Annotated in this window: 13 protein-coding genes and 1 tRNA gene; 6 read left to right on the top strand and 8 right to left on the bottom strand. The window is 48.7% G+C overall.

Annotation, left to right across the window (positions count from 1 at the left end):
• Positions 1-113: 113 nt before the first annotated feature.
• A complete protein-coding gene (locus tag LRP54_RS04165) occupies positions 114-950 on the bottom strand; it encodes a hypothetical protein (protein ID WP_231235119.1) in 837 nt (278 codons plus the stop codon).
• A 413-nt stretch (positions 951-1,363) separates the two neighbouring features.
• Between LRP54_RS04165 and LRP54_RS04160 the strand changes: the two genes are divergently transcribed.
• From LRP54_RS04160 to LRP54_RS04150, 3 genes are all read left to right on the top strand, one after another.
• Positions 1,364-2,344, top strand: a complete 981-nt coding sequence (locus tag LRP54_RS04160) for a hypothetical protein (RefSeq protein WP_231235118.1) — start codon at positions 1,364-1,366, stop codon at positions 2,342-2,344.
• 98 nt (positions 2,345-2,442) lie between these two features.
• The gene (locus LRP54_RS04155; protein WP_231235116.1) at positions 2,443-3,888 is read left to right on the top strand and encodes a Yip1 family protein; all 1,446 of its coding nucleotides are present in this window, start codon (positions 2,443-2,445) and stop codon (positions 3,886-3,888) included.
• A 153-nt stretch (positions 3,889-4,041) separates the two neighbouring features.
• On the top strand, positions 4,042-4,725 hold the full coding sequence (locus LRP54_RS04150) for a Crp/Fnr family transcriptional regulator (RefSeq protein ID WP_231203851.1): 684 nt from the start codon (positions 4,042-4,044) through the stop codon (positions 4,723-4,725).
• Positions 4,726-4,842: 117 nt separating this feature from the next.
• Here LRP54_RS04150 and LRP54_RS04145 read toward each other — a convergent pair whose 3' ends face one another.
• Together LRP54_RS04145 and LRP54_RS04140 are read right to left on the bottom strand one after the other, a co-directional pair.
• A complete protein-coding gene (locus LRP54_RS04145; RefSeq protein WP_231203849.1) occupies positions 4,843-5,007 on the bottom strand; it encodes a DUF4177 domain-containing protein in 165 nt (54 codons plus the stop codon).
• Positions 5,008-5,056: 49 nt separating this feature from the next.
• Positions 5,057-5,392 carry a WhiB family transcriptional regulator gene (locus LRP54_RS04140; RefSeq protein ID WP_231203848.1) on the bottom strand — a complete coding sequence of 112 codons (336 nt, stop codon included), beginning with the start codon at positions 5,390-5,392 and terminating at the stop codon, positions 5,057-5,059.
• Between the two features lie 153 nt (positions 5,393-5,545).
• Between LRP54_RS04140 and LRP54_RS04135 the strand changes: the two genes are divergently transcribed.
• The 3 genes from LRP54_RS04135 to LRP54_RS04125 all read left to right on the top strand — a co-directional run bounded on the left by LRP54_RS04135 (position 5,546) and on the right by LRP54_RS04125 (position 8,985).
• Positions 5,546-7,678, top strand: a complete 2,133-nt coding sequence (locus LRP54_RS04135) for a transglycosylase domain-containing protein (protein WP_231235114.1) — start codon at positions 5,546-5,548, stop codon at positions 7,676-7,678.
• Positions 7,679-7,682: 4 nt separating this feature from the next.
• On the top strand, positions 7,683-8,813 hold the full coding sequence (locus LRP54_RS04130; RefSeq protein WP_231235112.1) for a metallophosphoesterase: 1,131 nt from the start codon (positions 7,683-7,685) through the stop codon (positions 8,811-8,813).
• 98 nt (positions 8,814-8,911) lie between these two features.
• Positions 8,912-8,985 (top strand) — tRNA-Pro (locus LRP54_RS04125).
• 260 nt (positions 8,986-9,245) lie between these two features.
• Here the strand turns inward: LRP54_RS04125 and LRP54_RS04120 are convergent.
• The 5 genes from LRP54_RS04120 to LRP54_RS04100 all read right to left on the bottom strand — a co-directional run.
• Positions 9,246-9,728: a hypothetical protein gene (locus LRP54_RS04120; RefSeq protein ID WP_231235110.1), complete on the bottom strand. Its 483-nt coding sequence runs from the start codon at positions 9,726-9,728 to the stop codon at positions 9,246-9,248.
• A gap of 238 nt (positions 9,729-9,966) precedes the next feature.
• Complete coding sequence (locus LRP54_RS04115) at positions 9,967-10,647, bottom strand: ATP-binding cassette domain-containing protein (RefSeq protein WP_231235109.1); 681 nt, start codon at positions 10,645-10,647, stop codon at positions 9,967-9,969.
• A 587-nt stretch (positions 10,648-11,234) separates the two neighbouring features.
• The gene (locus tag LRP54_RS04110) at positions 11,235-12,398 is read right to left on the bottom strand and encodes a hypothetical protein (RefSeq protein ID WP_231235107.1); all 1,164 of its coding nucleotides are present in this window, start codon (positions 12,396-12,398) and stop codon (positions 11,235-11,237) included.
• Positions 12,399-12,446: 48 nt separating this feature from the next.
• Positions 12,447-13,454, bottom strand: a complete 1,008-nt coding sequence (locus LRP54_RS04105) for a DNA-methyltransferase (RefSeq protein WP_231235105.1) — start codon at positions 13,452-13,454, stop codon at positions 12,447-12,449.
• 399 nt (positions 13,455-13,853) lie between these two features.
• A partial coding sequence (locus LRP54_RS04100) for an MSCRAMM family protein (RefSeq protein WP_231235104.1) occupies positions 13,854-15,049 on the bottom strand: 1,196 nt, incomplete at its 5' end.

The following is a 15,049-nucleotide window of genomic DNA, read 5'->3' as shown; positions in this document are numbered from 1 at the left end:
TTCAGATTGTGGATGCAGGCTTCTTCATGTTTCTTTTCTGTGGATAAGTCCCTGTGATACCAGAATGCTGCTATGACCTCATGAATACGCTCCCGAGGCGCACGAGCAGCGTTTTATCCTAGCGACCTGCCTTGAATGTGCAATGCTACGTCCTCACCCACGCGGGCAGCGGTCACAATGCTTCGCATGAAATGTTCCACCCAACGTGCTACCCCGTCCTCGTCAGCTTGAACCCATCCGGCGATCGCAGATGAAGCGGCAGCAGGATCATACGCATCATGCGCCGATAAGACGGCCACACCTGTCGGATCTACACCATGTTCAACAAGTATGGAGCGCGCAAAAGCTGCTCCCACACATGCTGACGCTGGCCTCATCACTTCACGGAAACGAAAATGCGCAACAATCGCGGCGGCGTGAATCAAGGTAGGAACTGGGGCTTGGCAATAGTTTTTCACAGTGACAATGTGTTGAGGCTGTACAGGCTTTGCTACAGTTGAGACTTCCTGCCAGCCACCGGTAACCAGTGCTGAACATATATCCCGATGAATACCGGACAAACGTGCAGGTAGCGGCTCAGGCGCGCGGCGGGAAACAAGAGTGTGGCGACTATTTAACGGTGTGAATGTTCGCGCAACATTCCACTGCGAGCGCCATATTCCCAAGGCGAGGGCTGCCGTTGGGTCTATTTCTGAGGAGCGAGGAGGGTGCATACTCCATGCGCGAATATCATCAACGCTTATTCGTAGCCCTTCACTTACGGCTAACGCTGTTGCTTCACGAACGGATGCTTCTGCTCGTGCTTCTTGCCAGCCGTGTCGAAGTCCCTCATGGAATCGTAATCGTGCCAGTGCTTCATGCGCTTCATTCATGGCAGAGCGCACACTTTCACGTTCAGCGGCCGCGCTTAGGAGTGCGGCAGGCGGGTCCACCAGTTCACAAATTGTCACAGCCCCACCATAATCTGATTCTCGTGTACATGGCGATATGCATTCACACACCTGGTGAGCATGTTTTCGCTTTCGGATGCGCTCAGTAAAGCTCGACAAGGCCAATATGTACACACAACATACGCTCAATCGGCCTCAGGGTGCGCTCAGAAGGCGCGCTCAGCAGGACCCGGATCCTCTACGCATATCAGACACTAATACCAGACACGTGCGCGTAGTACCGCCTGACCTACACGCAGTACCAGTCGCGCCACACGCACCTCAGAGTTTCGCCATGATTCATTATTTATTGCGCAATTTATTGCGTAGGTTTCATTATCAGAGCATGTGAATAATCAAACATTCATATACCTCGTCGTTATTTTGCTGGCAGCTATATAGCAATACTCCCAGGTCAGTGCCACACTTAAGGTATGCGGCGTATCGACCTCAACTCATTGACATTCCGTTCAGGCGTATTTGCCTTCATATTCGCACCCCTCGCGCTCATCATCATGAATGTGTCAATGGCTGACATTTATACGCGCACTGCAGTAGGGCTTCCTTTAGCCTCTGTGGAAGGTATGCTCGGCATGGGGCTTGCTGCACTGATTTTTGTCCTCATTGCTTTCAACTGTGATAAATCATCCGCCGGTCTTTTTGTTTCCGCATTCTGGTCAATCCCTATCGGAATTGCTCAACTCACAAACCTGCTGTATTTCCCTAAATTTTTATCTTTTTCAGTCACAAGTACGGAACTTTCTGCGGCAGTGACATGGAATTTTCAGCCGATAGCCGTAACAGCTATCCTTTTCGGTTCTGCATGCGCCGCCTATTCTATCCACCACACATACGCCGCACATTTAGGGATAGCGTCGAATCATCAAGGAAAGTATCGTCATAATCGACAGAAAAAACGGATTGCAGTTGCTATAGCCGTTGTTCCTCTCACCATTCTTGCCACGATGCTGCTTATTGAGATCACACCGTTAGATACTGCTCCTTTAGCTTCTGGTCATTTCTTTGACATCACTCATATCACGCTTTATTCCTCAATTGAGGCTCTGATAGCAGCCGCATGTTTAGGCGCTGTGGCGTTAATGAGCCGGTGGTCTTTAGGCGGCCCACAAATATGCGCATGGGTTTTACTTGTCATTCCTGCGTATTTTCTGGAGCCTTTATGGTCCACGCTCACAGGAAATGTGGTAACCCCCGGTTATTTAGGGCTGAATACTCATGGGCATGTGGCTCCCATTATTGCTTCGCTTGGTTTTGTTCTGGGAACAACAACACTTGGAGTTCACTGGGCGCGTATCACGCATTTACGTTCTTTCATGGAAAATGCGAAAACCTCAAAAGGGGCTGACGCACCTGCTGAATATGTTGATTATCTGAATGCGGCCGAGGCGCTTTAGTGTTTTGACACAAAATTCTGCGGCAAGCCGTTCTTTGTACACTGATTTTACGGCGGATACAGCTAGTGTGTGGTCTGGGTAGTGTATAAGGAGGCTTTATGTCTGATCGTCAAGACGATGTACTGCCACACGAGGAAACACCTCGTAATGGTAAAGAAGAAATTGAAACGACAGATTCTGCCGTTGAACAGGATATTTCCGCACCTGATTTGCCGCAAACAGAAGAATCTGGCGCTGCATTATCTGAGTCCATGTGGGCTTCGGTACGTGACCGTGATGCTGTTTTAACGGGGGAAGAAGTTTCTTTAGAAAATTCAATAGGCGATACTCAAGATATTATCGGCTCTCCTGCCGCTGTCGTGTTGGATTCAGAACCTGTGAGCCATCAGGGTGAGAATACTGATCCTGTTGCTCAGCGTGATGAACCAACCCATACGGATACCTTTACTGCTCAACGCGACCAGCAGGATACGCATACTTCAACGCACGTGGCTTCCTTGCCTGAAGACGCAGTACATGAGGGTTCCTCTCAGAGTATGCCTGTTTCATTGGCTGCAGATTCTACGCCTGTTGTATCGACACCGGATTCTACGTCTACGCCCGACTTTTCAGAGCCTCAGGCATCCACTGCTTCTGAAGATTCACCAGAGGTTCACACGACAACGATTCCTGTGATGGCTTCACCCGTCACATCAGCGCCAGTTGAACGTAAGGAAATCTCTGATTATTCGCGGGACCTTGACGATGTGAAAGATGTCCTGCAACGCCGTTCACCGGATTCTGGCAGCGTTCCAGAGATTCATGAGGTTGAGGACACTCTGGTACAGCGTCGCTCTCTTGTCACCCCAACCAGTCCGGCACCAGATGCTGCGGAAGCGACTTCTTGGCGTCCTCGTGAATCTGATTCTGAGCGCCTTGTCCCGCAAACAACACCGGAAAACTTAGATAACGCGCTTTTTGAGGGGGCTTCTCTCATTCCTGAGATGCCTTCACGTACGGGCGCTCACTGGTTGTCTTTGATTCTCATGTTCTTCTTGGCTCCATTGACGTGGTTCTTTGCTGCTGATGCGGGGGCGCGCATGGCTATTGATCCTGCGGGGCCAGCGGTGACAGGAAATTTGAATCTTCTTGCGTTAGGCGAATTAGGTATCAGCATTGTCTTTGGCATTGTCATTTTGGTTTTGACTTTGCGTTCCTCGTTAGGCGCATGGGTGAGCGGTATTTTGCTTATTCTTTTAGGCGTGCCGTGGGTGATTGTTCCGGGTGTTGTTCATGCTCATACTGCGGGCTTTTTCGCTTGGCTGTCGGGCACTCATGTGATTGGAGCGAATTTCGTTCATCATGTGCAAGCCTCAGGTTATTCGGGCCGTATTTTGCTGTATGGTCTTGCGCTTGTGATTGTGGGTTTTGTGGCCCATCGTGCTCGTCGTATTGGTCGTCAAGAGGAAGCTTTGCGCGCTGAAGTGGCACTTTTGAATCCGACGGGCGCCTATTTCACTGCTCGTGCTCGTCGTAAGGCCGCAAAAGCTGCGGGTGTACGGTAATAAAATTTTCTTGAGGAAAATTCAAGGAAAAAGGCGACTTGTACAGACAAGTACTACATATGCAATGTAAAGTGTCCTAGGGCACATGTTTATTCCGCTTTCTGTGGGCTTTGTTTCCACAGATCCGACCACTAGAACGGAGATCAGCCACAGATGATTGGCGACGGAAACTTTATCAGTCAAGTTCCTCTATTTGGACGCTTGGACGAGACACAACAAGTTTCACTTCAGCAAAAAATGGGTCATACCACTTTGCGTCGTGGTGAAACCCTTTTTGACGAAGGCGAGCTTGGTGATCGCCTGTACATTGTGACCGAAGGGAAAGTAAAACTCGGTCACACTTCTTCTGACGGACGTGAATCTTTGCTGGCCGTACTTGGTCCAGGCGAAATCATCGGTGAACTCACCCTTTTTGATCCGGGGCCGCGTTCAACAACTGCTACTGCAGTGTCACCAGCTTCTTTGCTGTTCCTTGAACACGAAGATCTCATGGAGATTCTTGACACGAACCCTGCTTTAGCGAAGCACATGCTCCGCGCATTGGCTCAGCGTCTACGTCGTACCAATGAATCCTTGTCTGATTTGGTATTTTCTGACGTTCCTGGCCGTGTTGCTAAAGCATTACTTGATCTTGCTGACCGTTTTGGTAACCCCACTGATAAGGGCGTGCATGTACCTCACGATCTCACTCAGGAAGAACTTGCTCAGCTTGTGGGCGCTTCACGTGAAACCGTGAATAAGTCTCTTGCAGACTTTGTTTCTCGCGGGTGGATTCGTTTAGAAGGCCGCGCGGTCACACTGTTGGATGTTGACCGTCTGGCTCGTCGCGCACGCTGACGAAGTTTCTCTTAAAAACTTCATACAGAGCATATATAAAGGGTGGTTTCAACGCTTACACGTTGGAACCACCCTTTATGCAGTGAAACTGTCTCTACAGTGAATCGTCACATCATGTTATTTTTCGCCTGTGGGACGTTTCAGGTAAGCGACAAGGTTTTCTGAGCCTGTAGGTCCTGGAACCACTTGAACGAGTTCCCAGCCATCAGCCCCCCACTGATCTAAAATCGCTTTCGTTGCGTGTGTCAGCAACGGAATGGTTGCGTATTCCCAAGTAGTCATAGTACGAATCCTACGCGCCTGACAGGTCTGACACCACGTGACACAGACCCTAGTGCCTCACATGCGCTAAAACTCGTGGGACTTGTGGTGAACGAATTTCTTCAGCTAACGGGTCGTCTGATTCGTTGATCCATTCGGCCCAGTTTGTAATGTCAGAGTAGTGTCGCAGGATTGCTCGGCGTTCGCGTTCCGTTAATCCGCCCCACACTCCGTAGTTTGCCTCTGACTGTAAAGCATCAGCTAAGCACTCTAAGCGCACTTCACATTCCATGCACCGCAAGCGCACTTGTCTTTGGCTTGCTCCTTGTACGAAAAGAGTGTCAGGCTCGTACTGTGCGCATAAGGCTCGTGATACCCAGCTTTGATCGTCCGTATGTATCGGCATGATTTTGACTCCTTGCGATGGTCACCTTTGACCTTTCATCTGCGACCTTACACACTTTCGACCATTTTCATCAAACTCATCCCATTTTGGATGTGACACACACAAATATCCATCACAAGATGCATTAATCCTCATGCCACGTATCCTTAGATTATGGCGAACTCTGGTACACGCTCAGTCACACCGCTGCAACTCGTGACGTTGCTCTTGACTTTCCTTGGAATCTCAGTACTTTTAGGGGTTCTTGGAGCAGGTTTACTGGTTCCTGCTGCCGGTTCAGCAGCAGTGGTTGCAAAAACTATTCCGTCGATCATTGATGACCTTCCCGGTGATTTACACATGGTGACACCGGCTCAGGGGTCCATCATGTATGACTCTGCCGGTAATGTCCTAGCGCGTTTCTACGACAAGCAACGAATTGTTGTGCCCTCTGATCAGATTGCCGACACGATGAAAAAAGCTATTGTCGCCATTGAAGATCGTCGTTTCTATGAGCATCATGGTGTGGATGCGACCGGTATTGGTCGAGCAATTGCCAAGAACCTTATCGGCAGTGCCACTCAGGGTGCGTCAACTATTACCCAGCAGTTTGTCCGAAATAGCCTACAAGAACGCGGTTACCTTGAAGGTGATGTTGAGCTGATTTCGACCGCAACTGAACAAACACCGGAACGAAAATTGCGTGAAATGAAGTACGCGATTGCTCTGGAAAAGCGTATGTCGAAAGACGAAATCCTTACCGGGTATTTGAATATCGCGCCTTTTGGTCCCATCACTTACGGTATTGAAGCGGCGGCGCAACGTTATTTCTCAAAGTCAGCTTCCGAATTGGATTGGAATGAGGCCGCTTTGCTGGCAGGCCTTGTTCAATCGCCTGTCACATATGATCCTTTACGTTACCCGGAAGCTGCACAGGAGCGTCGTGACACGGTCCTTGGTGTGCTTTTCACAGAGGAACTGATTGGTCGTGAAGAATACGATCAATTTATTGAAACCCCTGTGGCAGATCAGCTTAATCCAACGGTTTTACGTGAGGGTTGCGCAGGGGCCAGTGATTCTGCGTCGTATTTTTGCACCTACGCTGTACAACAGTTCCTGGCTGATGAATCTTTTGGTGAAAATACGGCGGCACGTGAACACCTCTTAAAAACAGGTGGTTTAAGTATTTACACAACTCTTGATCCGAATAAGCAATCCTATGCTGATGAGGCTGTAAATACTGCTGTCCCTGACGATGATCCTTCCGGGTTGGATGCGGCTTTGGCTTCTGTTGTTCCTGCGACGGGTCAAATAGTTGCTATGGCACAAAATACGTCCTATGGCATCGAAGATGCTCAGACGACAAATAATTATGCTGCAAATGGGCATTTCCAGTTAGGCTCTACATTCAAAGTTTTCACACTGTTGCAATGGTTCAAAGAAGGCCACAATGCTTATGAACTGGTTGGCCGAAATGACATCAACTATCCGAATGGTTCTTTCCGTTGTAACGGACAGCCTATTCAAACCGATGATTACAAAGTGAATGACCTTTTCGGCAGCCTCAAATTAGGTCAGATGGATTCCATTCGCGCCGTCGGGATCTCAGGTAACCAGGCTTTTGTGAATATGGCGTCGCGTGTGGATTTCTGTCAGATTTTCCAGACCGCCGCTGATCTGGGAATCACAGAAAATGGGCAGACCATTCCGCCCTACCCCGCTAATATCATCGGTGCTGCTACCGTGTCTCCTCTGCAAATGGCAGCAGGTTTCGCAGCGTTAGGAAATAACGGAAAGTATTGTGTTCCTCAGGCAATGACTTCTGTTAAAGATAGCGCTGAGAATGTGCTCAAAGAGTTCCAACCGGATTGTAAGGAAGTGATTCCCGCAGAGGTTGCCCGTAAAGTTACGACCGTTCTGAATAAGGCAACTAGCCAGTATTACTCTATTCGTATTGCTGATGGCCGGGGCTATGCTGGAAAAACAGGGACATCTGATGACAGCGCGAATACGTGGATGACTGGCTACACGCCTGACTTGTCTGCTTCCGTTTGGGTTGGACATGCGAAAGCGTCATCGACACCGAATCTTGGTGTGACGGTCAATGGTAAGTACCATAAAGAGCTTTATGGTGATTCTTTGGCAGGTCCGGATATTTGGGCACCGTATATGAGTAAGTCTTTGGCAGGTACTCAGGGAACGCCTCTGCCGAATGTTTATATTGGGACACCGGTACCTCAGCCTAAGGAAAAGTCTGAAGATTCTGACGAAAGTTCGTCCTCAGATGATGATGGTGACGCGGAGTGAGTCTGTGAGGCGCGCTTTACCGCGTGTCGCACGTTATGCCGCAGGAACTGTGTTCACTGGGGCTGCTTTAGCCGCTGGGTCGTTGGCTTGGGGCGCGTGTGAGCGGCGTTTCCCTGTTCTTCGTCGCTATGACGTTCCTGTGCCGGCTTATCGTGGGATACGGCCTTTTACGTTACTCCACATATCGGATTTGCATATGTATCCTGGGCAGGATTTTCTTGCGCATTTCCTTGAGGCTGTGGCGGAGCGTGAAAATGTGGATCTGGTGATTTCAACCGGCGATAATTTTGGCTCTGCGCAGGGGTTAGAACTGGCTTTTGCTGCTCACAGGCCGTTTTTTGATCTGCCGGGTGCTTTCGTGTTGGGTTCGAACGATTATTTTTCTGCGCGCCGTAAGAGCTGGTCACGTTATCTGCGTTCTGATGCGCGTACATGTGATGCTCCTGGCCGCACACCTGATTTGCCGTGGCAGGATTTGGTTCACGCATTCACTGATGCGGGTTGGCATGATTTATCAAATGCGTCTGCATTATGCGTTCTTCGTTTAGATGCTGATAAGGGGGGTAGGCCGCCGGTGGCGCAGGTATTTTCACCAGAAACTCCTAGGGGCCTATCGTCTCAAATGCATGGTGGCACTGAAAACTGCGCGACGTCCGCAAATCATCATACGTTTGCAGGTGTTGAGTCCCGACCTTGGCAGGCTCACGAGGATAGTGTTACTCGTTATGCGGCTTATTCTGGGGCGCAACGGGTTGCTTTGATTGGGGTTGATGATCCTCATATGAATCGTGACCAGATTCCACTTGCTCCCAAGGAGTGGCATAGGGATGATGTTTTCCGTGTTGCTGTGGCTCATGCTCCGTATCGTCGGGTCCTTGATGCTTTCACTGATATGGGTGCTGACTTGATCCTGGCTGGGCACACGCATGGGGGCCAGTTTGGTTTACCCGGCGTGGGAGCATTGGTGACGAATTGTGATGTGCCGCGCCAGTGGGCTAAAGGGCTTCATGAGTGGGTGTCACCGAAAGCACGTTCACTGTTACATGTGTCAGCCGGTTTAGGAACTTCACCTTTTGTTCCTTTCCGGATTGCTACGCGCCCAGAAGCCTCGTTGTTACGGATTTGTCCTCAGTAAATAGGGGCACAAATAGGGTGTGTGACGAATCCGTCATGCCAGAAAGAGTCGTCGTATTTGGTGACTGTTCTCAAGCTGGTTATACTCGTGGAGTTGCACGGGGTGTGGCGCAGCTTGGTAGCGCGCTTCGTTCGGGACGAAGAGGCCGCAGGTTCAAATCCTGTCACCCCGACCGTTACCTTCTCCTCAGAAGTAATCCCGGTTTTTCCGAGGGTTTTTCGCCTTTTTGGAATTTAGTAGGCTTCGTGACTTTTAGGCGTGAAGTATCGACACAGCCATTCACATTTTAGATATATGGCTCTTCGGGTTTGGGCGGGGTTTACCTCTCACACAAATTTGTCACATTGATTACTCGCACAAAAACTCATGCTTACAGACTAAAAGTAATGTCCTTACCTAGCAGGTAGCACAGAACATATCTCACACAGCATACTAGCTGTTATAAAATCTGCGGTCGTGTACGGCCTCGATTATTAGGGAAATAAGAACAACAGCAACGTTAAGGCCAATTGTTGTTGCTGTGGCGATTGATGGAGCTTTGTCGATAAGGACAGGGATAGCGGTGACGTATAGCGGTAAGCCACTGTAATTGTCACTCACCCCAATGAACCAAGAATCCATACTTGTATTTGCGGCGATAATAAGGGCTATACAAAGTACTGTGATGGAAACAATCCACCCTAAGCCATAGAGAGTGAGCTGAGCAGCAAAGGAACGGATAGGTCTGACACATCGTGCCAGTATCCAACTCCAAGCAATGAGCGCTGCTACGGAAAGGACTTTCAAACCTAAGGCACCTAAGATTTGGGAAAGGCTAAGGTAGGTGTCGCGTTCAGATCCCCACAGGTAACCAGATATTGTGCCAACACCAACCAGCGCAAAACCGGTTACCAAGGGCATAGTCTTGAGGAGCATTTTCTTTAGAGACTTCTGAGTTGACAGATGCAACAGCATGTCACTGCCACGGGTTACATAGGAAAATACGTGACCACAGGCGTATATAGCCCAAGCGCTTGAGAGCAAGATGACGGCGAAAATCCATATGATTCCTGCAATTGACCCATGAATACACAAGTGCATGAGTAGCGCGATAGCCGTGAGAAGTAAGGTTGTCACTATAAACGCCGTATGTTTTCGGAATTCTACACCCCATTCAACCACCAAGAATCGCCTCCTTCACGATGCTTTCAAGATTCTCACGCTCGTGAGCAGTGCTAATTTGTTCAGTGCGCACGAGAGCACCATCATGGATAACCATGTAGGAATCAAATAGATCCTGAAGTCCAAAAATAAGATGAGTGCTCAGCAGTGCAACAGCATTGGGCGGTATATTTGCCCAAATGATTTGTACAAGCACATCGCGTGTGACTGGGTCAACCGCAGCCAGTGGTTCATCAAAGAGATAGACATCATTATCACGGGCCAGCATGAGGGCAATGGATAATTGTTCACCCATACCTTTAGACAGCGCATTCACAGGTTTACGTTTGTCCAGCTCAAGCTCATCGATAAGGGTGATAGCGCGCTGGCGAGAAAAGTCAGAAAAATACCGTGCCATGAGATCAACACATTCCTGGACACGTAAAAACCCGTACAGGTACGGGGAATCCGGAAGAAATACCGGTCGTCGCGCTTGAGTGTGCCGCCGTCGTACCGTACCCGACGTTATAGGAGCTAACCCTGCCAAAGCTCGTAGTAACGTTGTTTTACCTGCACCGTTTTGGCCGAATAGTCCTACAATGCCGCTGTTTTCATCTAAGGAGAAAGAGATCGGTGTCAGCGAAAAAGAGCCACGCCGCACCACAAGACCCGAGGCGCCCAATACTTCAGTCATGCATGAACCTCCACATATAACGACAGCACCATGTATACGCTATACGTCACAACTAGTATCCAACTCAGTATGCGAACAATCTGGATCCACCGTGGATTTTGCATATGCTTACGAAATTCATTCGTCTTTCGTAAAGCTAATAGTACGCGAAAGCCGTCAGAACTTAAGGCTGGCATAGCATTCGCCGCTAAGGTAATCACAGCAAATTCTAATGATGCATTAATATCAGATGCTCGCCAGAAAACACCGTTTCCTTCCCATTATGCTCAGCGCAGGTACACTGCAACCATGCAGTCAAGTCAAGACAGTTTTATTCTAACAGAATAAAAATAAAATATTATAATTTCTGACTGAGATCTTCTTTCTGATCTCAAACAGGATCACATGCTACTTAAATCTGACCATTTTAATTGACATCAGATCAGACCCTCATAATTCATGATAGCAACAATATCTAGCCCAAGCAGATACGCAGGTTCAAATCCTGTCACCCCGACCGTTACCTTCTCCTCACAAGCAGTCCCGGCTTTTCCGAGGGTTTTCTCGCAGCGCAAGATGTGGCGGCGAAATTCCCCACCAAAGAGCTGCTAAAGTTCTAGCCAATTCTTCAAAGCAGCAATTGAATCGCCTACCGATATTTCAATACTTGCACTGTCTAGGATTTTATCGAGTGTTACACCTGATACTTGTGTGACTCCACGGGAATTTCTTCCCGCCCAATGGTGTTGAACTCTTAACTCTGGTAACAGATCGGACTGAAAAATAGAGACTAACCTCGTTTTTATTTTTCCTTGTTCGCCTATTCCAATCAAAAAGAACAAGTACACGCTCTCAGGCATGGCTAAAAACTTGAGTAATTTATCGATATTGAATGCTTTCGGAGCGCTTTGCAGGAATAGTACTTTTGTTTTAATGTCGGTCGCCGTATTGTAGCCATCAAAAAATCGAACGTAATCACCTAGATCCTGATTAGTATTGAGAGTAAGAATCTTGCCCTTATTCAGGTCATGGGTTATGGCTTGAATGAGCTGTGGATCATCCGAAGTTACTAATTCCTCGACAATCCGCCCCCTCAAATTCACATTTTCAATTAATGAGGCAATCGCAATCGCACCAGCAACTCTCGCAGTTCGATTATTCAAATCTGATTCAAGTACCTCAAAGAACTCAGAATGAACAAAACTCACGGTACGTTCTGGCGCGTGAAGAATATTCGCCTCTTGCTCTGTTGAAGGCATAAACTTGCGTCGGCTTGACGTTATTCCATTTGTCGCTTCTACAAGTCGTTCAATATTTTCACTTTGAGTAAATGCTTGATGCATTGCGTATAAGACAGCAAAATTATCTGGATGATTCACAACTCCATCAAGTTCAAGCAAGATATCGGACCCATTGAAAGAGCCTCGAATATTATCTTCCCGAAGTTGCCGAGAAGAATGGCTTACTTTCTGTAAAAAAGTGGAATTTATCAGTCTGAGTTCCACTGCGTCTGAACGTACTATCGCAACAAAGCAAGGCCGGTCGTCGAACTTTAAGAGGGAAGAAAGCGAAAGAACAGTATTTGAAAAGCTCTTACCTGCAGCACTGGAAAACCTTATTGCGAAATCGTCACAATAGTAGATTGATCGGTCTTTCACCAGATTGAACTGGCCCGTCACTATCGCCGTTAAAACGCGCTTATCTTGACCGACAGGAACCGCATTGATTGTGCTTATAAGCGAATTAATAAGTTCACTGTTAAAGAGTCTCATTTCCCCACCTAAAACAGTTTTTCTTGCACAGTTGCAGAGCAAGAAATCTTATGTGAATGATTCACGTCTTTGTCTTTGAAGCATGTTTCTTTCCCAGAACACCCCATCTGCATAGCCTTGAATACTGGTGTCAGTCGAAGCTAATTCAAGCCTTTTAGCTGCCCAAACGCAATATGTGGGGTTCCATTCGATGCCGATAAACCTTCGCCCTAATTTCTTTGCAACCACTGATGTTGTTCCAGAACCTAAGAAAGGATCAAGAATAACTGCCTCAGGATCACTACTTGCGAGAATGAGTTTCGCAATGAGCTTCTCGGGTTTTTGTGTCGGGTGATCTGTGTTCTCAGGCATACTCCAAAAAGGAATCGTAATGTCATCCCAGAAATTAGAGGGCCGAGTATTTCTAAAGTTTCCCTCTGGGGTCTGCTCCCAGTCTTTCGGTTTCCCATCGACTGTGTAGGGGGCAATTACTTTTCGCCGCATCATAACGCTGTCAAGATTGAATACATATTTTTTCTTGTGAACCGTCGCGTACCAGATATCTTCCAGCGCATTTTTCCAGTTTGAATTTGCTCCGCGCCCTTTTTCTCTTTGCCATGTTATTCGGTTTCTTACGTGGAAATATTCAGACAATACTTTTCCGATAATTAGGCTGCTATTCCAGTCACAACAAACGTAAATTGATGCCTCTGGTTTGAGTAGTGGAATACAAAGTTCAATCCATCTTCGTGTGAATAGCTCATATTCTTCATTTGATCGGGCCTTAAAAGCGGTGCCGTGGAAATCTTTTGAAAGATTGTACGGTGGATCAACGATGAGTAAATCGACTGATTCGCGCGGCAGATGTGGGAGAGTCTCAAAAGTGTCACCGTGAATTGTCTGATTACAGACATCATCGAAAGACATTGGGGCATTGACGTGTATCAGTGTCTGCTGTAATGCTATTTCTTCGGAGGGTGAAATGGTGAGAGTGCGGTTGCGCGTTGATCGTTGTTTCGGTGTCGGCCTGTCAGAAGAATCATGCTGAACCGTTTCAAGCGCTCGGGAAATACTCATGCAATTCATCTTAATTCACTGTTGGGGTATTAATAATTCGTCGCACGTCAGTCAAGCTGTCCTCTCACACATTCACAGTTTGATTATTGTAAAACCTACGTTTTTGATACGTGAGGCTAATCCTAGAGCTGGTGAACACTGTGCATGGGGTGAGCTTAGAGGAGGTAAAGGACAGTAGGTGGTGGAGGGTCACTAGGCGTTGGACGGTGGGTATGTGTGGGCGATAGCCAGAGCTTGTCTGGGTCGCCCAGCCACCACGCGGACAGTGGGTGTATGCGTGGGTGTCGTGTGTGCGAAGTAAAAAGCAGGAGGGTGTTCTTCTCGTTTGTGGTTGAGAAGAACACCCTCTACTTTTGCATGGCACTTAGGCCCTGTGAGGCCTTAGTGCTCTTGCGTATGTTACGAGCGTGTGCGTCGTGTGCGGGTGGTGGTTATGAGTGTCAGGCCGGCTAGTGCTGTGCTTGCGGCTAGTACCCAGATGAGCGGCATAGCGCCGGTCATAGCCAGGGCGCTCTTACCGATCTTGACCGGGACAGGCTCATTGACTATCACGCCGGCATCTACTGTCACGCCCTGCTCGCTCACGTTGACTGTGCGTGTTTCTTGGTTTAACAGGTAGCCATGCGGGGCGTGAACCTCACGCACCACCCACTGCCCGTACAGGGCAGCAGAAAAACGCACAAGACCATCCGAGCCGCTGGTCGCGCTCAGCGTTTGCCCGCTTTCTTGATGGACAGCTTCAAAAACAGCGCCAGCAAGACCATGACCCGCCTTGTCTTGTTTACGCAGGACAATATCAGCACGTATCGGAGTATTTTCCACGTCTTCTACCTGCACAACCTGCCCGTCTTTTTGAAGAACCGCCATACGCGTCAGGCTGGAAGCACGATTGTACCCGGGCGCAGCAACCAGCTCACGCACCACATACGATCCCATACGCAAACCAGCAAAAACCACATCACCATTCACATCAGACACACCCACAGCAACAAGCTCGCCCCCCGCAGGGCTTGCCTCACCCGCAGCAGGAGTCGTGTTGCCCGCAGCAGGGCTTGTGTTGCCCGCAGGAGCGTTCATCGCGCCCTCAACAGCAGGGTTTGTGTTGGCCGCGGGGTTTGTGTCGGCGGGGTTTGTTGTGTGGGCGCCATTTTGTGGCTGCTCACCCGCGTTATCTGTGCTACGGGCAGGAAGGTTCATGTTTTCTGGCTGCTGATACACACCAAACTTCACGCCTTGTAAAGGCTGGCCTGTTTCAGCGTCAATCTTATGCACCCAAATACTGCCACGCATCGCGGTATTCACATACTCGCCCAAAGCAACAACCTGCTCATTACGAGTAATACTCGCCTTCAGTGTCACACTACTGGGCAAGAACGATGCAGGCGCGCTCTTTTCACGCACCACATACTCACCGTACGGCACGCCCTCAAACGAGACCACACCATCAGTCCTGCTGGTTTGCTCATCAACCACGCCGCCTTGAGCATCCACAAGCTCAAAGACCGCGCCAGCAAGCCGAGCACGCGTTTCAGCGTCCACCTTGGTCAGCGTGATACTGCCGCGGATCAACTGATTAGCTACCTTACCAACTGAAA

The organism is Schaalia sp. lx-100 (genome assembly GCF_021083625.1).
Taxonomy (GTDB): Bacteria; Actinomycetota; Actinomycetes; order Actinomycetales; family Actinomycetaceae; genus Pauljensenia.
The sequence above is the reverse complement of the archived record's forward strand: the minus strand, read 5'-3'. Positions and strand labels throughout refer to the sequence as shown.

Excerpts from the sequence above, each read along its gene's own strand:
- LRP54_RS04160 (WP_231235118.1), top strand. The coding sequence starts at position 1,364 with ATGCGGCGTATCGACCTCAACTCATTGACATTCCGTTCAGGCGTATTT.
- LRP54_RS04155 (WP_231235116.1), top strand. The coding sequence starts at position 2,443 with ATGTCTGATCGTCAAGACGATGTACTGCCACACGAGGAAACACCTCGT.
- LRP54_RS04150 (WP_231203851.1), top strand. The coding sequence starts at position 4,042 with ATGATTGGCGACGGAAACTTTATCAGTCAAGTTCCTCTATTTGGACGC.
- LRP54_RS04145 (WP_231203849.1), bottom strand. The coding sequence starts at position 5,007 with ATGACTACTTGGGAATACGCAACCATTCCGTTGCTGACACACGCAACG.
- LRP54_RS04140 (WP_231203848.1), bottom strand. The coding sequence starts at position 5,392 with ATGCCGATACATACGGACGATCAAAGCTGGGTATCACGAGCCTTATGC.
- LRP54_RS04135 (WP_231235114.1), top strand. The coding sequence starts at position 5,546 with ATGGCGAACTCTGGTACACGCTCAGTCACACCGCTGCAACTCGTGACG.
- LRP54_RS04120 (WP_231235110.1), bottom strand. The coding sequence starts at position 9,728 with ATGCTCCTCAAGACTATGCCCTTGGTAACCGGTTTTGCGCTGGTTGGT.
- LRP54_RS04115 (WP_231235109.1), bottom strand. The coding sequence starts at position 10,647 with ATGACTGAAGTATTGGGCGCCTCGGGTCTTGTGGTGCGGCGTGGCTCT.
- LRP54_RS04110 (WP_231235107.1), bottom strand. The coding sequence starts at position 12,398 with ATGAGACTCTTTAACAGTGAACTTATTAATTCGCTTATAAGCACAATC.
- LRP54_RS04105 (WP_231235105.1), bottom strand. The coding sequence starts at position 13,454 with ATGAGTATTTCCCGAGCGCTTGAAACGGTTCAGCATGATTCTTCTGAC.